This is a genomic window from Streptomyces sp. NPDC104096, from assembly GCF_055584385.1.
The window spans coordinates 85,083-110,493 of record NZ_JBVJMD010000023.1 but is presented as its reverse complement, the minus strand read 5'-3'; the positions used below and the strand labels follow the sequence as shown (position 1 = coordinate 110,493).

At 71.9% G+C, this 25,411-nt stretch carries 20 protein-coding genes; 3 read left to right on the top strand and 17 right to left on the bottom strand.

Features of this window, described 5'->3' with window-relative positions; genetic code table 11:
* Positions 1 to 134: 134 nt before the first annotated feature.
* The 6 genes from serA to ACZ60B_RS23430 form a co-directional block, all read right to left on the bottom strand.
* On the bottom strand, positions 135 to 1,724 hold the full coding sequence (gene serA, locus ACZ60B_RS23455) for a phosphoglycerate dehydrogenase (RefSeq protein WP_469389951.1): 1,590 nt from the start codon (positions 1,722 to 1,724) through the stop codon (positions 135 to 137).
* A 301-nt stretch (positions 1,725 to 2,025) separates the two neighbouring features.
* Complete coding sequence (ilvC, locus tag ACZ60B_RS23450; protein ID WP_450661820.1) at positions 2,026 to 3,024, bottom strand: ketol-acid reductoisomerase; 999 nt, start codon at positions 3,022 to 3,024, stop codon at positions 2,026 to 2,028.
* A 119-nt stretch (positions 3,025 to 3,143) separates the two neighbouring features.
* A complete protein-coding gene (gene ilvN, locus ACZ60B_RS23445; RefSeq protein ID WP_450661819.1) occupies positions 3,144 to 3,668 on the bottom strand; it encodes an acetolactate synthase small subunit in 525 nt (174 codons plus the stop codon).
* 20 nt (positions 3,669 to 3,688) lie between these two features.
* A complete protein-coding gene (locus ACZ60B_RS23440; protein WP_469389948.1) occupies positions 3,689 to 5,545 on the bottom strand; it encodes an acetolactate synthase large subunit in 1,857 nt (618 codons plus the stop codon).
* 235 nt (positions 5,546 to 5,780) lie between these two features.
* The gene (locus tag ACZ60B_RS23435; RefSeq protein ID WP_469389946.1) at positions 5,781 to 9,050 is read right to left on the bottom strand and encodes a putative bifunctional diguanylate cyclase/phosphodiesterase; all 3,270 of its coding nucleotides are present in this window, start codon (positions 9,048 to 9,050) and stop codon (positions 5,781 to 5,783) included.
* Positions 9,051 to 9,248: 198 nt separating this feature from the next.
* Positions 9,249 to 10,199: a 2-hydroxyacid dehydrogenase gene (locus tag ACZ60B_RS23430; protein WP_469389944.1), complete on the bottom strand. Its 951-nt coding sequence runs from the start codon at positions 10,197 to 10,199 to the stop codon at positions 9,249 to 9,251.
* A 74-nt stretch (positions 10,200 to 10,273) separates the two neighbouring features.
* Here ACZ60B_RS23430 and ACZ60B_RS23425 point away from each other — a divergent pair, with 74 nt between their 5' ends.
* Positions 10,274 to 11,272, top strand: coding sequence for an aldo/keto reductase (locus tag ACZ60B_RS23425; RefSeq protein WP_469389942.1), 999 nt, complete (start codon positions 10,274 to 10,276; stop codon positions 11,270 to 11,272).
* A 154-nt stretch (positions 11,273 to 11,426) separates the two neighbouring features.
* On the top strand, positions 11,427 to 12,596 hold the full coding sequence (locus ACZ60B_RS23420; RefSeq protein ID WP_469389940.1) for a PQQ-dependent sugar dehydrogenase: 1,170 nt from the start codon (positions 11,427 to 11,429) through the stop codon (positions 12,594 to 12,596).
* 49 nt (positions 12,597 to 12,645) lie between these two features.
* On the opposite strand, the gene ACZ60B_RS23415 is transcribed toward ACZ60B_RS23420, so the two are convergent.
* The 6 genes from ACZ60B_RS23415 to ACZ60B_RS23390 form a co-directional block, all read right to left on the bottom strand.
* Complete coding sequence (locus ACZ60B_RS23415; RefSeq protein WP_469389938.1) at positions 12,646 to 12,852, bottom strand: DUF6191 domain-containing protein; 207 nt, start codon at positions 12,850 to 12,852, stop codon at positions 12,646 to 12,648.
* 36 nt (positions 12,853 to 12,888) lie between these two features.
* Positions 12,889 to 15,960, bottom strand: a complete 3,072-nt coding sequence (locus ACZ60B_RS23410) for a helix-turn-helix transcriptional regulator (protein WP_469389984.1) — start codon at positions 15,958 to 15,960, stop codon at positions 12,889 to 12,891.
* Positions 15,961 to 16,046: 86 nt separating this feature from the next.
* On the bottom strand, positions 16,047 to 16,232 hold the full coding sequence (locus tag ACZ60B_RS23405; RefSeq protein WP_469389936.1) for a hypothetical protein: 186 nt from the start codon (positions 16,230 to 16,232) through the stop codon (positions 16,047 to 16,049).
* A 217-nt stretch (positions 16,233 to 16,449) separates the two neighbouring features.
* Positions 16,450 to 17,034 carry a hypothetical protein gene (locus ACZ60B_RS23400; protein WP_469389934.1) on the bottom strand — a complete coding sequence of 195 codons (585 nt, stop codon included), beginning with the start codon at positions 17,032 to 17,034 and terminating at the stop codon, positions 16,450 to 16,452.
* A 71-nt stretch (positions 17,035 to 17,105) separates the two neighbouring features.
* Complete coding sequence (locus ACZ60B_RS23395) at positions 17,106 to 19,352, bottom strand: MMPL family transporter (RefSeq protein WP_469389932.1); 2,247 nt, start codon at positions 19,350 to 19,352, stop codon at positions 17,106 to 17,108.
* A gap of 191 nt (positions 19,353 to 19,543) precedes the next feature.
* On the bottom strand, positions 19,544 to 20,158 hold the full coding sequence (locus ACZ60B_RS23390) for a hypothetical protein (RefSeq protein ID WP_469389930.1): 615 nt from the start codon (positions 20,156 to 20,158) through the stop codon (positions 19,544 to 19,546).
* 186 nt (positions 20,159 to 20,344) lie between these two features.
* On the opposite strand from ACZ60B_RS23390, the gene ACZ60B_RS23385 reads away from it, so the two are divergent.
* Positions 20,345 to 21,172, top strand: coding sequence for an SAM-dependent methyltransferase (locus tag ACZ60B_RS23385; protein WP_469389928.1), 828 nt, complete (start codon positions 20,345 to 20,347; stop codon positions 21,170 to 21,172).
* A 58-nt stretch (positions 21,173 to 21,230) separates the two neighbouring features.
* Here ACZ60B_RS23385 and gatB read toward each other — a convergent pair whose 3' ends face one another.
* From gatB to ACZ60B_RS23360, 5 genes are all read right to left on the bottom strand, one after another.
* Positions 21,231 to 22,745, bottom strand: a complete 1,515-nt coding sequence (gatB, locus tag ACZ60B_RS23380) for an Asp-tRNA(Asn)/Glu-tRNA(Gln) amidotransferase subunit GatB (RefSeq protein ID WP_469389926.1) — start codon at positions 22,743 to 22,745, stop codon at positions 21,231 to 21,233.
* A 15-nt stretch (positions 22,746 to 22,760) separates the two neighbouring features.
* The gene (locus ACZ60B_RS23375; RefSeq protein WP_162468499.1) at positions 22,761 to 23,003 is read right to left on the bottom strand and encodes a hypothetical protein; all 243 of its coding nucleotides are present in this window, start codon (positions 23,001 to 23,003) and stop codon (positions 22,761 to 22,763) included.
* A complete protein-coding gene (gatA, locus tag ACZ60B_RS23370) occupies positions 23,000 to 24,493 on the bottom strand; it encodes an Asp-tRNA(Asn)/Glu-tRNA(Gln) amidotransferase subunit GatA (RefSeq protein WP_469389924.1) in 1,494 nt (497 codons plus the stop codon). The genes ACZ60B_RS23375 and gatA overlap by 4 nt, the downstream gene beginning before the upstream one ends.
* Before the next feature lie 7 nt (positions 24,494 to 24,500).
* A complete protein-coding gene (gene gatC / locus ACZ60B_RS23365; RefSeq protein ID WP_015036350.1) occupies positions 24,501 to 24,797 on the bottom strand; it encodes an Asp-tRNA(Asn)/Glu-tRNA(Gln) amidotransferase subunit GatC in 297 nt (98 codons plus the stop codon).
* Between the two features lie 102 nt (positions 24,798 to 24,899).
* Positions 24,900 to 25,391: a cupin domain-containing protein gene (locus ACZ60B_RS23360; RefSeq protein ID WP_469389921.1), complete on the bottom strand. Its 492-nt coding sequence runs from the start codon at positions 25,389 to 25,391 to the stop codon at positions 24,900 to 24,902.
* Positions 25,392 to 25,411 lie beyond the last annotated feature (20 nt).

Below are 25,411 nucleotides of genomic sequence, written 5' to 3'. Positions count from 1 at the left end.
CGAGGCGGCGACACACGAGGCGACGGCAGACGAAAAGGCGCCGGGCGGGCTGAGGATCCTCAGCCCGCCCGGCGCCTTGCGCACGCGGTCCGCGGGAGCCCGGGGACGGCAGCCCCCGGGCACGACAGGCGGACTCAGACGAGGTTGACCGACCGGGCGGACGTCGCGCCGATCTCCGCCGCGACCTCGGCCAGCACCGTCGGCGGCACCGTGTCGTCCACGGTCAGCACGGCCAGCGCCTCGCCACCGACCGCCGCGCGGGCGACCTGCATACCGCCGATGTTGATACCGGCCTCACCGAGGATGCGGCCCACCGTGCCCACGACACCCGGACGGTCCTCGTAGCGCAGCACCACCATGTGGTCGGCGAGCGCCAGGTCGACGTCGTAGTCACCGACGGCGACGACCTTCTGGAGGTGCTTGGGGCCGGCCAGCGTGCCGGACACGGAGACCTCCTCGCCGTTGCCGAGGGTGCCGCGCACGGTGACCACGTTGCGGTGGTCGGGCGACTCGGAGCTGGTGGTCAGCCGCACCTCGACGCCACGCTCCTGCGCGAACAGCGGGGCGTTGACGTAGGAGACCGTCTCGGCGACGACGTCCTCGAAGACACCCTTGAGCGCCGACAGCTCCAGCACCTTCACATCGTGCTGGGTGATCTCGCCGTACACCTCGACGTCGAGGCGGACCGCGACCTCACCGGCGAGCGCGGTGAAGATCCGGCCGAGGCGCTCGGCGAGCGGCAGACCCGGCTTGACGTCCTCGGCGATGACACCGCCCTGGACGTTCACCGCGTCCGGCACGAGCTCACCGGCGAGGGCGAGGCGCACGGACCGGGCGACCGCGATGCCCGCCTTCTCCTGCGCCTCGTCGGTCGACGCGCCGAGGTGCGGGGTGGCCACGACCTGGTCGAACTCGAACAGCGGGGAGTCCGTGCAGGGCTCCTTGGTGTACACGTCGAGACCGGCGCCGGCGACCCGGCCCTCCTTGAGGGCGGAGTACAGCGCCTCCTCGTCGACGATGCCGCCGCGCGCGGCGTTGACGATGCGCACGCTCGGCTTGACCTTGCGCAGCGCCTCGTCGCCGATCAGGCCGACCGTCTCGGGGGTCTTGGGCAGGTGGACGGTGATGAAGTCGGAGACCTCGAGCAGCTCGTCCAGGGACAGCACCTTCACGCCCATCTGGGCGGCGCGCGCGGGCTGCACATAGGGGTCGTAGGCGACGACCTTCATGCCGAACGCGGACATGCGCTGCGCGACGAGGGCGCCGATGCGGCCCAGGCCGACCACGCCGAGGGTCTTCTCGGCCAGCTCGACACCGGTGTACTTGCTCCGCTTCCACTCACCGTTCTTCAGAGCGGTGTTGGCCTGCGGGATGTGACGCGCGGTGGCCAGGAGCAGACCGCAGGCGAGCTCGGCGGCGGTCACGATGTTCGAGGTGGGGGCGTTGACGACCATCACGCCGGCCTTGGTGGCCGAGGAGACGTCCACGTTGTCCAGGCCGACACCGGCCCGGGCGACGACCTTCAGCTTCTTGGCGGCGGCCACCGCCTCGGCGTCGACCTTGGTGGCCGAGCGGATCAGAATCGCGTCGACGTCGGCGATGGCCGGGAGCAGCTCGGCTCGGTCGGCTCCGTTGCAGTGCCGGATCTCGAAGTCCGGGCCCAGCGCCTCCACGGTCGCGGGCGACAGCTCTTCAGCGATCAGTACGACAGGTTTCGAGCTCACGTGAGTCCTCACAAGTCTGGGGCACCTCCCATGCCCGCCAGGCCATGGGGGCGCGTGCGGACGGCCGTCCCGACGGCCGCAGGCGGAGGAGGGGGCTAGCCGCGTGGAAGACGCACGACGCTGTGGGCCTGACGCGTATGTAGTGGAGCAGTGTAGTAGCGCGGCAAAGGCTGTCTTGCGCCTCTGCGTAAGGATCACCCGTCCGTGGCTGGACGGGTTGGACAACACACTGGTTCCCGGTGTTACCCAGGGTCTGCCGAAAGGGCCGGAGCGCGCCGCCCCGGCCCTTCGGTCACAAGGCTTACGCCTCCTCGTCGACCCAGCTCATCAGCTTGCGCAGCTGCTTGCCGGTGGTCTCCAGCAGGTGCTCGGAGTCCTGCTGCTTGTACTCGTTGTACTTCTTCAGACCGCCGTGGTACTCGTCCATCCAGTTCTTGGCGAACGTGCCGTCCTGGATCTCGGCGAGGACCTTCTTCATCTCGGCCTTGGTGGCGTCGGTGATGATGCGCGGGCCGGTGACGTAGTCGCCCCACTCGGCGGTCTCGGAGATCGACCAGCGCATCTTCTCCAGGCCGCCCTCGTACATGAGGTCGACGATCAGCTTCAGCTCGTGCAGGCACTCGAAGTACGCGATCTCCGGCTGGTAGCCGGCCTCGGTCAGCGTCTCGAAGCCCGCCTTGACCAGCGCGGCCGTACCGCCGCACAGGACGGCCTGCTCACCGAACAGGTCGGTCTCGGTCTCCTCGGTGAAGGTCGTCTTGATGACGCCGGCCCGCGTGCCGCCGATGCCCTTGGCGTACGACAGCGCCAGCGCGAAGGCGCCACCGGTGGCGTCCTGCTCGACGGCGGCGATGCACGGAACGCCGCGGCCCTCCTCGTACTGACGGCGCACCAGGTGGCCCGGGCCCTTCGGGGCGACCATGCAGACGTCCACGCCGGCCGGGGGCTTGATGAAGCCGTAGCGGATGTTCAGGCCGTGACCGAAGAACAGGGCGTCGCCGTCCTTCAGGTTCGGGGCGATGGACTCCTCGTAGACCTGGGCCTGGATCGGGTCCGGCACCAGGATCATGATGACGTCGGCCTCGGCGGCGGCCTCGGCGGGCGTCACCACACGCAGGCCCTGCTCCTCGGCCTTCGCCTTGGACTTGGAGCCCTCGTGCAGGCCCACCCGCACGTCGACACCCGAGTCACGCAGCGACAGGGCGTGCGCGTGACCCTGGCTGCCGTAGCCGATGACCGCGACCTTGCGGCCCTGGATGATGGACAGGTCGGCGTCGGCGTCGTAGAACAGCTCGGCCACTTTGGGTTCTCTCCTTGGTGTGCAGGTGTTGCTCTCACCGTATGACGATGAGGGGAAGGGTAGGTTTCGGGTCTCGGTATACGGGCGGCCCGCCGACGGCCGGCCGCCCCTACCCAGACTTACGCAGATCGGTCCAGCGCGCGCAGCGACCGGTCCGTGATCGAGCGGGCGCCGCGGCCGATGGCGATCGTTCCGGACTGGACGAGCTCCTTGATGCCGTACGGCTCCAGCATCTTGAGCATGGCCGTCAGCTTGTCGCCGCTGCCGGTGGCCTCGATGGTCACGGCCTCGGGGGAGACGTCGACGGTCTTGGCGCGGAAGAGCTGGACGATCTCGACGATCTGGGAGCGCGTCTCGTTGTCGGCGCGCACCTTCACCAGAACGAGTTCGCGCTGAACGGCCGAACCCGGCTCCAGTTCGACGATCTTGAGCACGTTGACGAGCTTGTTGAGCTGCTTGGTGACCTGCTCGAGCGGCAGGTCCTCCACCTGCACCACGATGGTGATGCGGGAGATGTCGGGGTGCTCGGTGACCCCGACCGCGAGCGAGTCGATGTTGAAGCCGCGGCGGGAGAACAGGGCGGCGATCCGGGCGAGGATGCCGGGCGTGTTCTCGACCAGGACGGAGAGCGTGTGCTTGGACATTGCTGTGTGGTCTCTCTCGCTCAGTCGTCTTCGTTGTCGCCGAAGTCGGGGCGGACGTCCCGGGCGGCCATGATCTCGTCGTTGGACGTGCCGGCGGCGACCATCGGCCACACCATCGCGTCCTCGTGGACGATGAAGTCCACGACGACCGGACGGTCGTTGATGGAGTTCGCCTCCTCGATGACCTTGTCGAGGTCGTCCGGCGACTCGCACCGGATGGCGTGACAGCCCATCGCCTCCGACAGCTTCACGAAGTCCGGGATGCGGGTGCCGGCGCTCGGCTCCTTGCCGGTCGCCCCCGGACCGGAGTGCAGCACGGTGTTGGAGTAGCGCTGGTTGTAGAACAGGGTCTGCCACTGGCGGACCATGCCCAGGGCACCGTTGTTGATGATCGCGACCTTGATCGGGATGTTGTTCAGGGCGCAGGTCGTCAGTTCCTGATTGGTCATCTGGAAGCAGCCGTCGCCGTCGATCGCCCAGACGGTCCGGTCCGGCACGCCCGCCTTGGCGCCCATGGCGGCGGGGACCGCGTACCCCATGGTCCCGGCGCCGCCGGAGTTCAGCCAGGTCGAGGGCTTCTCGTACTGGATGTAGTGCGCGGACCACATCTGGTGCTGGCCCACGCCCGCCGCGAAGACCGTGCCCTCGGGGGCGAGCCGGCCGATGCGCTGGATGACCTGCTGCGGGGAGAGCGAGCCGTTGTCGGGCTGCTCGTAACCCAGCGGGTAGGTCTGCCGCCAGCGTTCGAGGTCCTTCCACCAGGCGGTGTAGTCGCCCTTGTGGCCCTCGCTGTGCTCCTTCTGCACCGCCTGGACCAGGTCCGCGATCACCTCACGGGCGTCACCGACGATCGGCACGTCCGCCTCGCGGTTCTTGCCGATCTCCGCGGGGTCGATGTCCGCGTGGACGATCTTGGCGTGCGGGGCGAAGCTGTCCAGCTTGCCGGTGACACGGTCGTCGAACCGGGCGCCGAGGGCGACGATCAGGTCGGCCTTCTGCAGCGCGGTGACGGCGGTGACCGCACCGTGCATGCCCGGCATCCCCACGTGCAGCGGGTGGCTGTCGGGGAACGCGCCCAGCGCCATGAGGGTGGTGGTGACGGGCGCTCCGGTGAGCTCGGCGAGGACCCTCAGCTCGGCGGTGGCCCGGGCCTTGAGCACCCCGCCGCCGACGTAGAGGACGGGCCGCTTGGCGGAGGTGATCAGCTTGGCGGCCTCGCGGATCTGCTTGGCGTGCGGCTTGGTCACCGGGCGGTAGCCCGGCAGGTCCATGACCGGCGGCCAGGAGAACGTGGTCTGCGCCTGGAGGGCGTCCTTGGCGATGTCGACCAGGACCGGTCCGGGGCGGCCGGTGGAGGCGATGTGGAACGCCTGCGCGATCACCCGCGGGATGTCCTCGGCCTTCGTCACCAGGAAGTTGTGCTTGGTGATCGGCATCGTGATGCCGACGATGTCCGCCTCCTGGAACGCGTCGGTCCCGATCGCCTTCGAGGCGACCTGGCCCGTGATCGCGACCAGCGGCACGGAGTCCATGTGGGCGTCCGCGATCGGCGTGACCAGGTTGGTCGCACCCGGACCCGAGGTCGCCATGCACACGCCGACGCGACCGGTGGCCTGCGCGTACCCGGTGGCCGCGTGGCCGGCGCCCTGCTCGTGGCGGACCAGGACGTGGCGCACCCGGGTCGAGTCCATCAACGGGTCGTAGGCGGGGAGGATCGCACCGCCGGGAATGCCGAATACCGTGTCGGCCCCGACCTCCTCGAGGGAGCGGATGAGGGACTTCGCGCCCGTGACGTGCTCGACGGACGCGGACTGTCCTCCGGATCGGGGCCGCGGCTGCGGATGGTGGGCCCCGGTGGCCTGCTCGGTCATCGTCATTCTCTTCTCGATGCTGAGGGTTTTTGCGAAGTTCGTGCGGTGTGCGGCTGTTGCACGCCAGGCTCTGTGCAACAAAAAACCCCTCGTGCCGAAAGGCAAGCGAGGGGAGCGCGCCGGTGAGGTCGCTGGGGATTCCGGATCCTCTCCGGTCGTTCCCAGCTCAGCCGACGCGCTGTCCAAGTACGAGAATTCGGGTGCGCATGGAACTGACCCTCCCCCCGGCGCACATCCACTGTCAAGTGGGTGGGACGGGAGTCTCATTATGTGAGCGGAGAGCCGTTCCGCCCCCGAGGACGGCGGCCACCCCGCCCGGGTACACCCCGCCGCCGCCCACGAACGCGGGCTCGGCCGGTCCGTGCGGCACCGGATAGTGGCCGGAGGCGAGCGCCCGGCGCAGCCGGTACTCGTCCAGCGGGCCGGAGAACGCCATGCCCTGGCCATGGGTGCAGCCCATCGCGCGCAGGGCGACGACCTGCTCCGGAAGGTCCACGCCGTCGGCCACGGACTGGAGCCCCAGATCGCTCGCGATCCGCAGCAGCCCGCTGGTGATCTTGTGCAAGCGGGCGGACTCCACGACCCCCTCGACGAGCGAGCGGTCGAGCTTCAGCACGTCGACGGGGAGTCTCCGGAGCGCCGTGATGGCCGCGTAGCCGCTGCCGAAGCCGTCCAGGGCGATACGGACACCCAGACGCCGCAAGGCACTCAGGCGGCGCTCCAGCTCGTCCAGCGGCACCCTGGGCTCGGTGTCGGAGAGCTCTATGACCAGGGACCCCGACGGCAGGCCGTGCCGGGTCAGCAGGGCCTCGACGGAGCCGAGCGGCATCGAGCGGTCGAGCAGCCGACGGGCGCTGACCCGCACGACCACCGGCACGCCCAGGCCGGTCCCGATCCGTTCGGCGGCCTGTTCGACGGCCTCCTCCAGGACCCAGCGGCCCAGCTCGGCGGTCTTGTCGCTGTCCTCCGCGACCCGCAGGAACTCGGCGGGCGTGAAGAGCACCCCCTGGGAGGAGCGCCAGCGGGCCTGGGCGGTGACCGACGTGATCCGGCCGTCCTCCAGACCCACCACGGGCTGGTGCAGCAGCGCGAACTCGCCGTCGTGCAGCGCGGCACGCAGCCGCGTGGCCAGTTCGGCCTTGCGTACGACGTCCTGCTGCATCTGCGGCTTGTACAGCTCGACCCGGCCCTTGCCGGCCGCCTTGGCGCGGTACATGGCGAGGTCGGCGTTGCGCAGCAGCTCGCCCGCGCCGAGGCCGGGCTCGGCGAAGGCGACGCCGATGGACGCGGCGACGCGGACCTCGTTGCCGTCGATCACGTACGGCTGGGAGAGCGTGATCCTGAGGCGGTCGGCGAGCTCCAGGATGTGGCGTTCCCGGGCGGTACGGTCCCGGGTCCCGTCGCCGGCGATCAGGGCCGCGAACTCGTCGCCTCCCAGCCGGGACGCGGTGTCCCCGTGCCGGACGGCGTCCTGGAGTCTGCGGGCGGCCTGGACGAGCAGCTCGTCCCCCGCCTGGTGCCCGATCGTGTCGTTGACGGCCTTGAAGCCGTCGAGGTCGATGAAGAGCACGGCGGTGCCGCGCAGTGCGGTGCGGTCGGCGGCGCGGCGGCCCGACAGCGCCTGCTGCACCCGCCTGGTGAACAGCGCGCGGTTGGGCAGGTCGGTGAGCGGGTCGTGCTCCGCGTTGTGCTGGAGCTGCGCCTGCAACCGCACCCGCTCGGTCACGTCCCGGCTGTTGAAGATCAGACCGCCGTGGTGGCGGTTGACGGTGGACTCGACGTTCAGCCAGCCGCCGTCGCCCGACCTGAATCGGCACTCGATACGGGTGGTGGCTTCCTCCAGGGGGCTGGCGGCGAGGAAGCGGCGCACCTCGTGCACCACGCAGCCCAGGTCCTCCGGATGGATGAGGGCGGCCAGTTCGGTGCCGACCAGGTCCTCCGCCGGACGTCCGTAGACCCCGGCGGCGGCCGGGGAGACATAGCGGAGGATGCCGTTGGGCGCGGCGATCATGATGACGTCGCTGGAGCCCTGCACCAGGGAGCGGAAGTGGTTCTCCTGCTGCGCCAGTTCCTGGGTGAGGGTGATGTTGTCGAGGAGCATGATGCCCTGGCGCACCACGAGGGCGAGGACGACCGTGCCGCCGGTGAAGAGCACCACCCGGTCGACGCTGTGTCCGTCGAGCACGTTGTAGAGGATGCCCAGGGTGCAGACGGCGGCGGCGAGGTAGGGCGTGAGGGCGGCGAGGGAGCCGGTGATGGGTCGGGTGACCGGATACCGGCTGTGATCACCGCCCTGCGGCGCTCCGGGGGTCGCCCCCTCGGGTGTCCCGCGGGACGCGCCCTGCGGTGCGCCCCGGGGCGTGTCGCGCGGTGTCTCCTGCGGTGGCTCGGCGGGGTGGCCGCCGGGACGCTGTCCGGGCCGGTGCTCGCGCACCACGCGCGTGTGCCCTTCGTCGCCCGTCGGCTCCTTCGGCCGGGGCGCGGCCCAGGGGGCGTACGCGAGCAGCAGGGAACCGGCGAACCAGCCCGCGTCGAGCAGTTGGCCGGAGCGGTAGTTGTCGTGCAGCAGCGGCGAGGTGAACAGGGCGTCGCACATCACGGTCAGGGCGAGCGCGCCGATCGCGGTGTTGACCGCGGTGCGGTTGACCGCCGAGCGCCGGAAGTGCAGCGCGAGCACCATGCTGACCAGGGCGATGTCGAGCAGCGGGTAGGCCAGCGACAGCGCGGTGTGCGCCACGCTCGGCCCGTCGAACTTCGCCGCCTGGGCGAGCGCCAGGCTCCAGGACAGGGTGATCAGCGAACCGCCGATCAGCCACGCGTCCAGGACCAGGCAGACCCAACCGGCCTTGGTAACCGGCCGCTTGGCCAGCACCAGCAGCCCCACGATCGCGGGCGGGGCGAAGCACAGGAAGAACAGGTCGGCGTAGCTGGGGCTGGGCACGGGCCGCTCCAGGACGACCTCGTACCACCCCCATACGCCGTTGCCCAGGGCGGCCATCGCCGAGGACAGGGCGAACAGCAGCCAGGCCGACCGGAAGCGGACGCGCCGGGTGCGCGCGTAGAGGAAGCACGACACGGCGGCGCTGCCCGCCGCGGCGCTCAGCCCGAAGTCACCCATGATCAGCGCGACTTCGTCGGAGCCCCAGCCGAGCGCGGAACCGACGGCGTAGACCGCGCACGCCAGGGCCAGGGCGAGCTGGTGGACCAGGTTCGATCCGCAGCCGGGGGCCGAGGGGCCGAACAGCGGCGCCCGCACGGCAGGCTGCGCGCGCAGCGTCCCGTCGAGGGTGGTCACGGAAGGCCGGAGCGAACTCACCGGTCCCTCCCGCTCCGCGCGGCTCCCGGGTCCCGGGGGTCCCGGTGCGCTGGATGCGCTCTCCTGCGACAACTGTGCCTGCGGTGGTGATGGTTGTGGTGACCACTGTGATCGGCATGGTGACCGCGTCGTCTGCGCGCGGCCGTGCGCCAGGGCCGCCGTCGGCGGTCCCGACGCGTCGGGTCGGTCGTCCATAGGCCGTGCATCGCCCGTCGCCCCCCTCACAAGTCTGAAATATCCATCCCCGGCGCCGAACGGTGCGCGGCGCAGCCCCTGTCGGGACGATACACCAGTCCCGTCACTCAGGGACATAGTTCCTCTACGCTCCGTAACGACGCAGGACAGGCGGGCACGCACCGCGCCCGCGGGACTGCGGAGGGTGCTCGCCGTGGGTCACATGTCGGTCGTGCCTGTCGTACGGATCACGTGGCGCAGCGGCCGCCGGTTCACGAAACGCCCCAACTGGTCGACCAGCAGCCGCTTGGCGCGGGGCAGGAACGCGGACGTCGGGCCGCCGACGTGCGGGCTGATCAGCACGCCCGGCGCGTGCCACAGCGGGTGGCCCGGGGGCAGCGGTTCGGGGTCCACGACGTCCAGGGCGGCGGTGATGCGGCCGCTCTCCAGCTCCCTGAGCAGCGCCTCGGTGTCGACGACCGGCCCGCGGGCGACGTTGACCAGCAGCGCGCCGTCCTTCATCCGGGCCAGGAAGGCCTCGTCGACCAGACCGCGGGTGCTCTCCGTGAGCGGGGTGGCGAGGACGACGACGTCCGCCTCCGGGAGCAGGGCGGGCAGTTCGGTGAGCGGATGCACCCGCCCGCGCGCCGTGGTGCGCTCGGAGCGCGCGACTCGCGCCACCCGCGCCACCTCGAACGGGACGAGCCGGTCCTCGACGGCCTCGCCGATGGCTCCGTACCCGACGACGAGGACGTTCTTGTCGGCGAGCGCCGGCCGGAAGCCGCCGGCCCACCGGCCCTGGTCCTGGGCCCGCACGAAGTCGGGGATGCCCCGCAGCGAGGCGAGGATCAGCGCCAGCGCGAGTTCGGCCGTGCTCGCGTCGTGCACTCCGCGCGCGTTGCACAACTGCACACCGGGGCGCAGGTACTTGAGGCCGGGCTCCACCTGGTCGGTGCCGGCGGACAGCGTCTGGACCACCTGGACGGAGGTCATCGCCGGCAGGGGGCGGAGGCCGACGTCGGCGGGTTTCATGTAGGGCACGACGTAGAAGGCGCAGTCGGCCGGGTCCGCGGGGAAGTCCGCCTCGCCGTTCCAGAACAGGTACGCGGGCCCTTGCGGAAGGCCCTCGATGTCGTCCGGCGGAATGGGAAGCCATACGTCAGCACTCATGGTCAGGAGGCTATGTCAGGCCAACCGGAGGCAGAGGTTAGGTTGGGGGCCGGGCGAGGGAGGTTCACGAGCAGGTGGAGCGCAGGACGATCGGTGCGGGGGCGCTCGCGACGGGGGCCGTCGGACTCGGGTGCATGCCGATGAGCTGGGCCTACAGCGGGTCGCGGCAGCGTGGCGACGAGTCGATGAGAGCGGTGCACCGGGCCCTGGACCTGGGCTCGACGCTTCTCGACACGGCGGACATGTACGGCCCGTTCACCAACGAGCTGCTGGTGGGGCGGGTGTTGAAGGAACGGCGCGCGGACGCGTTCGTTTCCACCAAGGTCGGCCTGCTGGTCGGCGAGCAGCACATCGTGGCCAACGGGCGTCCCGAGTACGTGAGAAGAGCCTGCGACGCCTCGCTGCGCCGGCTCCAGACGGACGTGATCGACCTCTACCAGCTGCACCGGGCCGACCCCGAGGTCCCCGTCGAGGAGACCTGGGGCGCGATGGCGGAGCTGGTGCGGGCCGGGAAGGTGCGGGCGCTCGGGCTGTGCGCGGTGGGCGCGCGCGGCGGACGCCGGACCGGCGCGCGGCTGCACGACGCGACGATCCGTCAGTTGCAGCGTGTGCAGCAGGTGTTCCCGGTGAGCGCGGTGGAGGCCGAGCTGTCCGTGTGGTCGCCGGAGGCGCTGGACGCGCTGGTGCCGTGGTGCGCGGCGCGCGGGGTCGGCTTCCTGGCGGCGATGCCGCTCGGCAACGGCTTCCTGACCGGCACGCTGACCCCCGGCGAGGGCTTCGAACCGGACGACATGCGCGCCCGCCACCCCCGCTTCACCGCCGAGATGATGGCCGAGAACCAGCCGATCGTCGTCGGCCTGCGCCGGGTGGCCCGGCGGCACGGCGAGCACGTCACGGCGGCCCAGGTGGCGCTGGCCTGGGTGCTGGCCCAGGGGCGGCACGTGCTGCCGGTGCCGGGCGCGAAGCGGGAACGGTGGGTGACGGAGAACGCGGCGGCCGCGGCGCTGCGGCTGACGGCCGACGACCTGGCGGAGGTGGCCGGGCTGCCGGGGGCGATGGGGTCCTGGGACTGAGCGGATGCGTCGGCGGAGCCCGTGCGGGAATCTGTTCGCACAACAGTTCCCACCGAGTACGTACGGGGACCCGTTCGGGCATCGGGGTCCCTGTCCGGGAACCCTTCGGGCGGGAGCGGCGTAGACAAGGAGAACCCTCCGCGTCGAAGGGACCATGATCGTGCAACGTCGAGCTGTGACGTCCGTGTTGGCCGCGGGCACCCTCCTGTTGACGGCCGGCTGCTCCTCCGGCGCGGAAGGATCCGGCCGGCAGCCGCCGGGCACCGCGCCGGAGCGCACGAGCGCGGCGGCCTCCCCCACCGGTCCGGCGGCCGAGGAGACGCCGCCCGCGAAGGGCTCGGTGAAGGTGCTGCGCACGGTCGCCGAGGGCCTCAAGACCCCCTGGGGGCTGGCCCCGGTCCCCGGCGGCGGCCTGCTCGTCTCCTCCCGGGACGAGGGGACGATCACCCTCGTCGACGAGGAGACCGGCAGGAAGACGGAGCTGGGCGAGGTGCCGGGGGTGTCCCCCGCCGGCGAGGGCGGCCTGCTGGGCATCGCGCTCTCCCCGGACTTCGCCTCGGACCACATGGTCTACGCGTACTTCACCTCCGTCTCGGACAACCGCATCGTCCGGATGCTCTACGACCCCGGGAAGCCCGCGGGCGAGCAGCTGGGCGCGCCCGACACGATCTTCAAGGGCATCCCCAAGGGGGTGATCCACAACGGCGGCCGGATCGCCTTCGGCCCCGACCGCATGCTCTACGCCGGCACGGGCGAGAGCGGCGACCGGGGCCTGTCACAGGACCGGAAGTCCCTGGGCGGCAAGATCCTGCGGCTCACCCCGGAGGGCGAGCCCGCCCCGGGCGACCCGTTCCCGGACTCCCCCGTGTACTCGTACGGGCACCGCAACGTCCAGGGGCTGGCCTGGGACGCGAAACAGCGGCTGTTCGCCTCGGAGTTCGGCCAGGACACCTGGGACGAGCTCAACGCGATCGAGCCGGGCGCCGACTACGGCTGGCCGGACGCCGAGGGCAGGTCGTCCGATCCGAAGTACCGGAACCCGGTGGCCCAGTGGCACACGGACGACGCCTCCCCCAGCGGGATCGCCTACGCGCAGGGCTCCGTCTGGATGGCGGGGCTGAAGGGACAACGCCTGTGGCGCGTCCCGCTGAAGGGGACCGGGACCTCGGCGGCCCCGCAGGCCTTCCTCACCGGCGAGTACGGCCGGCTGCGCACGGTGGTGCCGGCGGGCGGCGACAGGCTGTGGCTGGTCACCAGCAACACGGACGGCCGGGGGGACCCGAAGCCGGGGGACGACCGGATCCTGGAGCTGGAGGTGAGCTGAACCACCCGCTTCCGCCGGTCCCCTGCTCGCTCCCGCCCGCCCCGGCCGCTCATCCGTCGCCGGGACCGGGCGCGTCCGGCTCCGGCTCCGGTTCCGGCGGGGGCAGGCGTACGACGACCTTCCCCGACGTGAGGTCTATGGGCCCGCGTCCGGGATCGCTGTCCCCGGTGTCCTCACGGGTCAGCTCCAGCCGGTTCTGTTCGTCACGGATGTGCTTGCGGCCCGGGGCGAAGAGTTCCGCGAAGGCGTCGAACACAGGTCCTCCTCCTGGCGGTTTCCTCCACCCTACGACTCAGGCCGGCGGACCCGAGGGCAGTGGGCCGGCCGGGAACAGCCCGGCCCGGTGCGCCAGCGCCGCCGCCTCTCCCCGGCCCGAGACCCCGAGCTTGCCCAGGATGTTGGAGACGTGGACGCTGGCCGTCTTCGGGGAGATGAAGAGCTCCTCGGCTATCTGGCGGTTGGTGCGCCCGGCGGCGACCAGTCGCAGGACGTCGCGCTCCCGGCCGGTCAGCCCCAGGGCTTCGGCGGGGTCGGCCGGCCGCCGCGGGGCGCGGGCCGCCGGGAAGAGGCGGGCCCCCCGGGCGAGCCGGGTGACGGCGTCGGTCAGCGGGCGGGCGCCGAGCTCCTCGGCGACGGCGTGGGCGAGGCGGAGCAGCTCGGCGGCACGGGCCCGTTCGTCGCCGTCGCCGGCCGGGAGGCCGCCCGGGTGCTCGGCACCGGTGGCGAGCAGCACCTCGGCGAGCCGGCACCGGATGCGGGCGAGGTCGTAGGGGCGCTCCAGCCGTTCGAAGGCGGTGACCACCTCCGACCAGGTCTCGGCGGTGGCCCGGCCCTCGCTCGTGCGCACCTCGGCGCGGACCCACCGCTCGTGGGCGATCCAGACGGGCGCGTCCGTGGTGAGGGTCTTCGCGGACTCCAGGATGCGCTCCAGGGCCCGTCCGCGCCCCTGCCGCGCGACGGGCAGGGCGCGGGCGTCGGCCTCGGCGGCGGCCGCGGCCAGCAGCAGGGGCCAGGCGTAGCGCTGGGTGCCGGTGGGGAAGCCGGTGTCGAGGGCGTGGCCGAGGGCGACGCGGGCGTCGAGGAGGCGGCCCTCGGCGGCGGCCAGGCCGACGGCGACCAGCGCCAGCGGGATCGACTGCGGGAGCGCGGCCTCGAAGGAGCCGAAGTACGCTGCCGCCTGCTTCAGTTGACCGGCGGCCTCGGTGAGGTCGCCGCGGGACAGGGCGAGTTGGGCCAGCGCGAGGGAGCTGTCGGCCTGCGGCCGGCCGTTGCGCCCGAGGCGTACGGCGTTGCGTGCCGCGTCGGCGGCCTCGTCCCAGCGGCCGAGCGAGTAGAGGGACTCGGCGAGGTTGCCCCACACCCAGCCCTCGGACTCCACGAGGCCGAACTTCCTCACGTGGAAGACCCCTTCCTCCAGGATCGGGACGGCCTCCCGGGAGCGTCCGACGGCTTCCAGTTCGGTGGGCAGGTTCACGTAGGCGCGGCCCGCGACGTTGACGAGACCGAGGCGGAGCGCCCGCTCCTTGACGTCCCGCATCTCGGCGAGTCCGGCCTCGATGTCCCCGGCGTCGACCATGAGGCCGCCGAGGGTGAGGCGGCCGTTCAGCTCGATCTCGTCGGCCCCGACCATGCGCGCGTACTCCACGGCGCGCTCGGCGGCCGCGAGGGCCCCCGGACCGGGCGCGTGCGACATCAGCCAGCCGGCCACGCTGCCCAGCACCTCGGCGTGCACCCGCGAGGGCGGCAGACCGCGCACCAGCTCCTGGGCGGTGGCCAGTTCCGTCCAGCCGTCGCCGCGGGCCTGCGCCTGCAACAGCCGGGAGCGCTGGACCCAGAACCAGGCGGCGCGCAGCGGGTCCTTCTCCTCGTCCAGCAGGCGCAGCGCCCGCTTGGTGATCTTCAGGGCGCGTTCGCGCTCGCCGCAGAACCGGCCCGCGACGGCCGCCTCGGCCAGCAGGTCGAGGAAGCGCAGGGAGGCGCCGTCGTGCCCCTCGGTGCCGTCGGACGGGTAGGCCTGCACGTAGTCGAGCGGGCGGAGCCGGGACCGTACGGTCCCGGGGGCGGAGTCCCACAGTTCCATGGCGCGCTCCAGCAGCCGGAGCTGCTCGCTGTAGGCGTGCCGGCAGCGGGCCGTGGCGGAGGCTTCGAGGACGGCGGGCAGGGCCTTGGCCGGATCGTGGGCGTGGTACCAGTAGCTCGCCAGGCGCATGACATGTTCGTCGGCCGGGACGAGTGCGGGGTCGGCTTCCAGGGCCTCGGCGTAGCGGCGGTTGAGGCGGGAGCGCTCGCCGGGCAGCAGGTCGTCGCCGACCGCCTCGCGGACCAGGGAGTGGCGGAAGCGGTAACCGTCGCCGGACGGGGTGACGAGCAGGATGTGGGCGTTCACGGCGGCGCGCAGCGCCTCGATGAGGTCGTCCTCGGTGAGCCCGGCGACGGCGGCGAGCAGCCGGTACTCGACGGTGGAACCGCCCTCGGCGACGATCCGGGCGACGTTCTGGGCGCACTCGGGCAGGCTCTCGACCCGGACCAGGAGCAGGTCGCGCAGCGAGTCGGTGAGCCCGGTGGGGCAGCCCGCGCCTGCGGCCACGGCGAGTTCCTCGACGAAGAAGGCGTTGCCGTCGGAGCGCTCGAAGATGTCGTCGACCCGGGCGGGGTCCGGTTCGGTGGCGAGGATGCCGGCGATCTGGCGGCTCACCTCCGCCCGGTCGAAGCGGGCGAGCTCGATCCGGCGGACCGTGCGCTGCCGGTCCAGCTCGGCGAGCAGGGGCCGCAGCGGATGCCGGCGGTGGATGTCGTCGGCGCGGTAGGTGGCGAGGACGACGAGCCGGCCGGTGCGCAGGGTGCGGAAGAGGTAGGCGAGGAGGTGGCGGGTCGAGGCGTCGGCCCAGTGCAGGTCCTCAAGGGCCAGCACCACGGTGCGGTCGGCCGCGAGCCGCTCCAGCAGCCGGGCGGTGAGTTCGAAGAGGCGGGCCATGCCCTCCTCGTCGTAGCGGCCGAGGACGCCCTCGGCCAGCTCCGGCAGGAGCCCGGCCAGCTCCTCCTGCCGTCCGGCGGCCGCGTCGGCCAGCGCGTCGGGCAGTTCCCGGCGCAGCGCGCGCAGGGCCGCGGAGAACGGTGCGAAGGGCAGTCCGTCGGCGCCGATCTCGACACAGCCGCCGACGGCGACGACGGCGCCCCGGCCGCGGGCGGCGGTCGCGAACTCCTCGACGAGCCGGGTCTTGCCCACCCCGGCCTCACCACCGATCAGCAGCGCCTGCGGCTCGCCCGCGGCCGCACGGGCCAGCGCGTCGTCCAGGAGCGCCGATTCCGCGGCACGGCCGACGAACACGGGACTGACGGAACTGTTCTGCACGGGCCCGAGCATCGCACAGGGCTCGGACCGGGCCCGGCCGGACGGCGGGAAGGAGAGGGCCGGTACGGCCCCGCCCGCGGTCCCGCCGCCGACCGCGTTCACGCGGCGCGGGTCAGCCGCAGCCGCCGGAGGCGGTGGGTATGCGACTCGGCGCGCGGGAGCCGTTGCGCGGCCTCCCGGCGGGCGGCGCGGCGGCCGCGGACGGCCGCGCGGGCCAGCCGCTCCTCGTCGGCGCGGCGGATCAGCTCGGCGGAACGGATCTGCTGGAGCTCGTACTCGTACATGCCGTGTCCCCTGTGCGGTGAGTGTCGGTGTCGTGTCATCGCTCGCTGCGATGTCTCCACCTTCGTCCGCCAGGGGGGTCCGCCACATCGGGAGAGTTCCGCATCTTCCGGGGGCGGCGGGGCCTTAGACGCGCCTCAGGGGCCCTGCGGCGCGCGTAAGGCACTTACACCTACGCCATGGGGCCCGTGAGGACCTGCGGGGCCGTGGCCCGGGGTGTCAGCTCGCGGAGGGCAGCCCGAGCAGGATGTCCGTGTACTTGAGGACGGCCAGCAGGAGGCCTACGACGCCCAGCGAGACACCGGCCCAGGCGACCGACTTGATCCAGGGTGCCTGCGGCCTGCCGGGGGCGCCGAACGCGGGCCGGACGAGCACCACGACACCGACGATCAGGGCGGCCAGCGCGAACACGCCGCCCCACAGGGCGGTGGTCTGCCAGGCGTCGCCGTAGATCTCCTTGATCTGCGTGGCGACGCTCGCGGACGACGAGGTCTTGAGCTGGCCGATGAGGGTCTCGCGCGCGGCGGCCACCGTGGAGATCCAGCTTCCGGTGAGGGAGACCAGGCCGAGGGCCGCGGAGACCACGGCGGCCGCGCCCTGGCCGACCCCGGAGGGCCCGTCCTCCCGCGGCACGTCGACGCCCTCGGCGTCCTCGGCGTCCTCGGCGTCCTCGGCGGCCGGGTCCTCGGCCCCGGTCACGCCGTCCGCGGTGTCGTCGGTCCCGGTGACGTCGAGCTTCTCCTCGTCGTTCGTCGCCTCGGCGCCCGTCTCGGCACCGGTCTCGTCAAGTGTCTTCGTTCCCATGGCCCGCACCGTACGGACGCAGTCTGAGAGCTCTCTTAACGATCGTTGTGAGCGGTACGCGCGCACTGCCGCTACTTGGCGGGTACGTCCGTCCGCGGTACGACGCCCGTCTCCGCCGCGACGTCGGCCTCCGGTACGCCCGTGAGGTCCGTGAGCCTCTCGTGCGCGGCGCGGCACTCGGGGGGTTCGATGCTGATGCGCGGCAGCCTGCGGTCGAGCCAGCCGGGCAGCCACCAGTTGGCGCCGCCGAGCATGTGCATCAGGGCCGGTACGAGCAGGGTGCGCAGGACGAAGGCGTCGATGGCGACGGCGGCGGCGAGGGCGATGCCGAACATGGCGATCACCCGGTCACCGCTGAGCACGAAGGCGAGGAAGACCGAGATCATGATGACCGCGGCGGAGTTGATCACCCGGCTGGTCTCGGCGAGGCCGACCCGGACGGCACGGCGGTTGTCGCCGGTCTCCAGCCACTCCTCGTACATCCGGCTGACCAGGAAGACCTGGTAGTCCATCGAGAGGCCGAAGAGCACCGACACCATGATCACGGGCAGGAAGGGCTCGATCGGGCCGGCGCGGCCCAGGCCGAGCAGTTCGCTGCCCCAGCCCCACTGGAAGACGGCGACGACGACACCGAAGGCTGCGGCGACGGCGGCCACGTTCATCGCGGCGGCCTTGAGCGGGATGCCGATCGAGCGGAAGGCGAGCAGCAGCAGGGCGCAGCCGAGCCCGATGACGACCCCGACGAACAGCGGCAGCTTGCCGACGATCACGCCCGCGAAGTCGTCGTACGCCGCCGTCACCCCGCCGACGCCCACGTCCAGGGTGGTGCCCTTCTCGGCGCGCGGCAGCACCTCGGTGCGCAGCCGGTCGACGAGGTCGCTGGTGCTGCGGGACTGCGGCGCGGAGTCGGGGACGACGGTGAGGTAGGCGGTGCGGCCCTGGGCGTCGTAGGTGACCGGCGTCACGGCCGCGACGCCCTCGGTGGTGCGCAGCGTGGCGTCGAGGTTGTCGAGGGCGACCCTGTCCTCGGCCCCGCCGACGCCGGTGACGAGGGTGAGAGGACCGTTGACGCCGGGGCCGAAGCCCTCCGCGAGCAGGTCGTAGGCCTGGCGGGTGGTGGCGGTCTTCGGGTTGTTGCCCTGGTCGGAGCTGCCCAGGTGCAGGGAGAAGGTGGGCAGCGCGAGGACGGCGACGACGGCGACGGCGAGGGTGCCGAGCAGCTTGGGGTGGCGCTCGACGAACGCCGACCAGCGGGCGGCGAACCCGGTCGGCAGCTCCGGCTGGGGTCCGTGCTCCAGGAGCCGGCGGCGCTCACGGCGGCTGAGGGAGCGCGGGCCGATGAAGGACAGCAGGGCGGGCAGCAGGGTCACGGAGGCCGCGACCGTCAGCACCACCGTGACGGCGGCGGCTATCGCGACGCCGTTGAGGAAGCTCAGCCGCAGGATCAGCATGCCCAGCAGGGCGATGCAGACGGTGGCCCCGGCGAAGACGACGGCGCGTCCGGTGGTGGCGACGGCGTTGGTGACGGCCTCGTCGACCGGGAGGCCGCGTTTCAGGCCGCGCCGGTGCCGGGTGACGATGAACAGGGCGTAGTCGATGCCGACGCCCAGCCCGACGAGCATGCCGAGCATGGGGGCGAAGTCGGCGACGGTCATGGCGTGCCCGAGCAGCTCGATGCCGGCGTAGGCGGTGCCCACGCTCACCAGGGCGGTGGCGATGGGCAGCAGCGAGGCGGCCAGCGAACCGAAGGCCAGGAACAGCACCACACCGGCGACGACCACGCCGACGATCTCGGAGACGTGCCCGGCGGACGACTCGGTGAGCGCGATCGCGCTGCCGCCCAGCTCCACCTGGAGATCGGCGCTCCGGGCCGCCTGGGCGGCGTCGACCACGGGCCGCACGTCGGACTTGGTGATCTGTTCGACGGGGCGGTCGAAGGTGACGGTGGCGTACGCGGTCCGCCCGTCGGCGCTGATCCGGCTCGCGCCCTGGTCGCCGTAGGGGCCGGCCACGGAGGCCACGCCGGGCAGGTCCGCGATCCTGTCCAGGGTGCCGGTCATCGTCTGTTCGACGTCGGCGGCGCGGACGGTGCCGGAGGTGGTGTGCCAGACGACCGTGTCGCTGTCTCCGCCCAGGCCGGGGAAGCCGTCCTGGAGCAGCTGCACGGCGCGGCCCGACTCGGTCCCGGGGACCTCGTAGTCGTTGGTGTAGGCGGAGCCGGCGGCGGACGCGCCCGCGGTCATCCCGGCGAAGGCGAGGAGCCACAGTACGACGACGAGGACGCGGTGTCGGACACACCAACGCGCGAGGGCTGACACAGTCGTGCTCCCGGATTACATCGTTGGATCTTTGACCGGGAACAGCTACGAAGAACTGAAGAGCCAGCAAAGAACGCATGAGCGGTGCGTTGCCACTCTTTCAGGCTTAAGCGATCGTTTGTCGGATTCATTGCCTTCTGGGAGGCAAGTCACAGTGTGCCGCCGGGGTCTCCGCCACCCCTTCGGCCACTTCAGTCGACCTGGTCGCCGACCGCCATCACCATCACTCCGGCGATCAGCAGCCACAGCGCCCGCCGGGTGTGCCCGCGGCGCCCCAGGACCGCGGCGGGCGCGCAGACGACGGCGCCGAGGGCGTAGGCCGCGGGGGCGAGGGCCGGTGCGGGACCGACGCAGCGCAGCAGGGCCGCGGCGACGCCCATCAGGGTCAGCAGCACACCGGTGACGGTCGCCGTCCAGCGCGCCCGCCGCGCGTCCTCGGCGTGGTCCTCCGGGTCGTCGGGGTCGGCGGTGTCGTCCAGGCCCTCCGGGTCGTCCGGGTTCTCCGGGCCCCCGCGGTCGTCCGGCCCCTCCGAACCCCCCTGATCGGCCGAGTCCTCCGAATCCTGCGACCGCTCCGAGTCCTGCGGGGCTGCCGGGACCGTAGGAGCCTCGGCGGCTTCCGAAGCTTCCGAGGCTTCCGGCTCGGCCGGATCGGCCGGATCAGCCGGATCAGCCGGATCAGCCGGATCGGCCGGGTCCTCCGGGTCCTGCGGGCCGTCCGTCCGGTCGCTCCCGTCCCGCACCTCGGCCTCGGCTATGTCCGCGTCCCTCTCGGTGTCCGTCGTGGAATCAGTACGTCCGCTCATGGCGGGCGAGCGTAGTCGCTCCGGCCGGCAAATCCGGCTGCGGGGCGGCTCGGCACCTGTTAGCGTCCCGGCCGTCCGCCGTTCCGGCACATCGCCGCCGACCCGAGCAGGTGCATTTTTTGACGGTTCGACCGAGCTCCTACGCCATCCGTTCCCTTTCCGAGGACCCGAGGAGCCCGTTCGCCCATGTCCGAGATCACATCCGGCACCACCCCGAACACCCCCCCGAACACCACGACCGCCACCCTCGCTGACCGTCTGCCCCAGGTCCGCTATCCGCGCAGCCGCCGCTACGACATCCGCTGGACCGTCGAGAACCAGATGGGCCCGCACGCCCTGTGGCTGCTGGAGTGGCTGGCCCCCGCACTCGGGCTGGAGCGGCTTCGGCCCGGCGCCCGGGTGCTCGACCTCGGCTGCGGCCGCGCGATGACCTCTGTCTTCCTGGCCAGGGAGTACGGCGTCCAGGTCACCGCCGCCGACCTGTGGGTGAAGCCCGACGACAACGCCGTACGCATCGCCGAGGCGGGCGTCGCCGACCGCGTGCTGCCCGTGCACGCCGAGGCGCACGCCCTGCCGTTCGGGGAGGGCGGCTTCGACGCGATCGTGTCCGTCGACGCCTACCAGTACTTCGGCACCGACGATCTGTACCTGCCCACGCTGACCCGGCTGCTGAAGCCGGGCGGGCGGATCGGCGTCGTCGTACCGGCGCTGAAGGAGGAGGTCACGGGCACCGAGCCGCCGGAGCACCTGAAGCCCTGGTGGGAGCCCGACTTCTGGTGCTTCCACTCCCCCGGCTGGTGGCGCCGCCACTGGACCCGCAGCGGGGCCGTCGAGGTCGAGGCGGCCGACTGGCAGCCGGACGGCTGGCGGGACTGGCTGCTGTGGTGCGAGGTGGTCGCCGAGGAGAGCACGGACGACTTCCACGTCCGGATGGCCGGCCGGTGCGCGGAGATGCTCCGCGCGGACCGGGGGCGCGCCCTCGGATTCGTGCGGGTCGTCGGGCGCCGTCCGTAGGCACATGCCCGGGGGGACACACCGGAACCGGTGTGTCCCCCCGGGGAGCGAACGAACGTCAGCCCTCGCTGACGCCCAGCTTCTCCAGGATCAGCTCCTTGACGCGGGCCGCGTCGGCCTGGCCGCGCGTGGCCTTCATGACCGCGCCGACCAGGGCGCCGGCCGCGGCCACCTTGCCGCCGCGGATCTTGTCCGCGACGCCCGGGTTGCCCGCGATGGCCTCCTCGACGGCGGTCGTGAGCGCGCCCTCGTCGGAGACGACCTTCAGACCGCGCTTGTCGACGACCTCGTCCGGGGTGCCCTCGCCCGCGAGGACGCCCTCGATGACCTGGCGCGCCAGCTTGTCGTTCAGGTCGCCCTTCGAGACCAGCTCGGTGACCCGGGCGACCTGCTCCGGCGTGATGGCCAGCTCGTCCAGCGCCTTGCCGGACTCGTTGGCGCTGCGCGCCAGCTCACCCATCCACCACTTGCGGGCGGACGCGGCGTCGGCCCCGGCGTCGATCGTCGCGACGATCAGGTCCAGGGCACCGGCGTTGAGGATCGACTGCATGTCGGTCCCCGAGATCGCCCACTCCTCGCGGAGCCGGTTGCGGCGTACCAGCGGCAGCTCGGGCAGCCCGGCGCGGATCTCCTCGACCCACTCGCGGGACGGCGCCACCGGCACCAGGTCCGGCTCGGGGAAGTACCGGTAGTCCTCGGCCTCCTCCTTCACGCGGCCCGAGGTCGTCGACCCGGTGTCCTCGTGGAAGTGCCGGGTCTCCTGGATGATCGTGCCGCCGCCGCTCAGCACGGCCGCGTGCCGCATGATCTCGAAGCGGGCCGCACGCTCGACGGACCGCAGCGAGTTCACGTTCTTCGTCTCGGAGCGGGTACCGAACTTCTCGGTGCCGTTCGGGCGCAGCGACAGGTTCACGTCGCAGCGCATCTGGCCCATCTCCATGCGGGCCTCGGAGACGCCGAGCGCCTTGATGACCTCGCGCAGCTCACGGACGTACGCCCGCGCGACCTCGGGAGCCCGCTCGCCCGCGCCCTCGATCGGCTTGGTGACGATCTCGATGAGCGGGATGCCCGCGCGGTTGTAGTCGAGCAGGGAGTGCGAGGCGCCGTGGATACGGCCGGTGGCACCGCCCACGTGGGTGGACTTGCCGGTGTCCTCCTCCATGTGGGCGCGCTCGATCTGCACCCGGAAGGTCTCCCCGTCCTCCAGCTGCACGTCGAGGTAGCCGTCGAAGGCGATCGGCTCGTCGTACTGGGAGGTCTGGAAGTTCTTCGGCATGTCCGGATAGAAGTAGTTCTTCCGGGCGAAGCGGCACCACTCGGCGATCTCGCAGTTGAGCGCGAGACCGATCTTGATGGCCGACTCGATGCCGATCGCGTTGACGACCGGGAGCGCGCCGGGCATGCCGAGGCAGGTCGGGCAGGTCTGCGAGTTGGGCTCGGCGCCCAGCTCGGTCGAGCACCCGCAGAACATCTTGGTCTTGGTGCCGAGTTCGACATGGACCTCGAGGCCCATGACGGGGTCGTACGACGCCAGCGCGTCCTCGTACGACACCAGGTCGGTCGTGGTGGTCACGGTGAAACTTCCCTCTCAGCCCAGCAGGACGTCGTCGTCGCCCAGCCGCTTCAGCTCGCGGTAAAGGATGGCGAGGCCGGTGACGATCGCGACGGCGGACACCGTGGCGTCGACCAGGCGCAGCGTGTCGTGCTCGGCGCGGGCCTTCTTGATCTGCTTGGCGACACCCAGTGCGCCGAAGGCGGTGGTGGCCATGGACAGGTACGTGCCGGACTTCGACTTCTTGAAGCCCTTGGCCTTGGACAGTGCCTTGCTCACAGCGACGGAGCCTCCTCGATCAGCGGGTGCCCCCACCTTTCCACGAAGGCGGCCTCGACGGCGGCGCCGACCTTGTACAGCCGGTCGTCCTTCAGCGCCGGGGCGATGATCTGGAGCCCGACCGGGAGGTTGTCCTCCGGGGCGAGGCCGCACGGCAGCGACATGGCCGCGTTGCCCGCCAGGTTGGTCGGGATCGTGCACAGGTCCGCGAGGTACATCGCCATCGGGTCGTCGGCGCGCTCGCCGATCGCGAAGGCGGTGGTGGGCGTGGTCGGCGAGACGATCACGTCGACCTGCTCGAACGCCTTCTCGAAGTCCCGCGTGATGAGCGTGCGGACCTTCTGCGCGGAGCCGTAGTACGCGTCGTAGTAGCCGGAGCTCAGGGCGTACGTGCCGAGCATGATGCGGCGCTTGACCTCGGGGCCGAAGCCCGCCTCACGGGTGAGGGAGGTGACGTCCTCGGCCGAGCGGGTGCCGTCGTCGCCGGTGCGCAGGCCGTAGCGCAGGCCGTCGAAGCGGGCCAGGTTGGACGAGCACTCCGAGGGCGCGATCAGGTAGTACGCCGACAGGGCCAGGTCGAAGGACGGGCAGTCCAGCTCGACGATCTCGGCGCCCAGCTCCTTGAGCAGCTCGACGGACTCGTCGAAGCGCTGGATGACACCGGCCTGGTAGCCCTCGCCGCGGAACTGCTTGACGACGCCGACCCGCATACCCGCCACGCTGCCGTTGCGGGCGGCCTCGACGACCGGCGGGACCGGGGCGTCGATGGAGGTGGAGTCGAGCGGGTCGTGCCCGGCGATCACCTCGTGCAGCAGCGCCGCGTCCAGGACCGTACGGGCGCAGGGGCCGCCCTGGTCGAGGGAGGACGAGAAGGCGACCATGCCGTAGCGGGAGACCGCGCCGTAGGTCGGCTTGACGCCGACCGTGCCGGTGACGGCGGCCGGCTGGCGGATGGAACCGCCGGTGTCGGTGCCGATGGCCAGCGGGGCCTGGAAGGAGGCCAGGGCGGCGCTGGAGCCGCCGCCGGAACCGCCGGGGATCTTGGTCAGGTCCCAGGGGTTGCCGGTCGGACCGTAGGCGCTGTTCTCGGTCGAGGACCCCATGGCGAACTCGTCCATGTTGGTCTTGCCGAGGATGACCACGTCGGCGGCCTTCAGCCGCTTGGTGAGGGTCGCGTCGTACGGCGGGATCCAGCCCTCGAGGATCTTCGAACCGACGGTCGTCGGGATGCCCTCGGTGGTGAAGATGTCCTTCAGCGCGAGGGGGACGCCGGCCAGCGGGCCGAGCTTCTCGCCGCGCTCGCGCTTGGCGTCGACGGCGCGGGCCTGCGCGAGGGCGCCCTCGCGGTCGACGTGCAGGAAGGCGTGCACCTTCTCGTCGACGGCCTCGATCCGGGCCAGGTGGGCCTCGGTGACCTCGACGGCCGTGAGCTCGCCGGAGGCGATCTTCTCGGCGGTCTCGGCGGCGGTGAGCTTGATGATGTCCGTCATGATGGTCTTAGTCCTCCCCCAGGATCTGCGGCACCTTGAAACGCTGCTGTTCCTGGGCCGGGGCGCCGGAGAGCGCCTGCTCGGGGGTGAGCGACGGACGGACCTCGTCCGCCCGCATGACGTTCGTCAGCGGGAGCGGGTGCGAGGTCGGCGGTACGTCTTGGTCGGCGACCTCGCTGACGCGGGCCACCGCGCCGATGATGTCGTCCAGCTGTCCGGCGAAGTGGTCGAGCTCTTCGCCCTTCAGCTCCAGACGCGCCAGCCGAGCGAGGTGGGCGACCTCCTCGCGCGTGATGCCAGGCATGCAGCGTTCCTCTGGGGTGAGTGAGTGGTTTGGCCCCAATCCTAGGGGGCCGGGCGCGGTGCACGCGCAACGGTTTACCCCGGACCGGCCCCCGGACCCTCGTCAGCGGCGGCCGTCCCAGGCCTCGCTGCGCAGGAAGTGGTTGTCGTAGAGCTCCTGCACCTCCAGCAGACTCTCCGGGCCGACCTCACCCAGGCGGATGCGCTGGAGGTGGCGGAAGTAGCCGAAGCGTTCGACGCCCGGGGTGATCACGACGAGGATGTCGGCCGCGCTGTCGGGGGCGGCGGCGAAGGCGTGCGGCCTGCCCGGTGGGACGATCACCAGGTCGCCGCGTTCGGCGGTGACGACGTCGTCGCCGGAGAGCAGTTCGGCGGCGCCGTCCAGCATGAAGAACATCTCGGCGGAGTCGCGGTGCAGGTGCGGGCGGGCGCCGTCGGCGCCCTCCGCGAGGGTGATCCGTACGGTGGACAGCGCCCCGCCGCAGGCGCTGCTGTCGGCCAGCAGCCGGACGGCGACGGGATCGTCGCCGAGCTTCTCGGCCTCCGCCTCACGGACGATCACGGACGAGTCGAACTTCGGCACGAACATCGACATGGTCGAACCCCCTGTTGGCC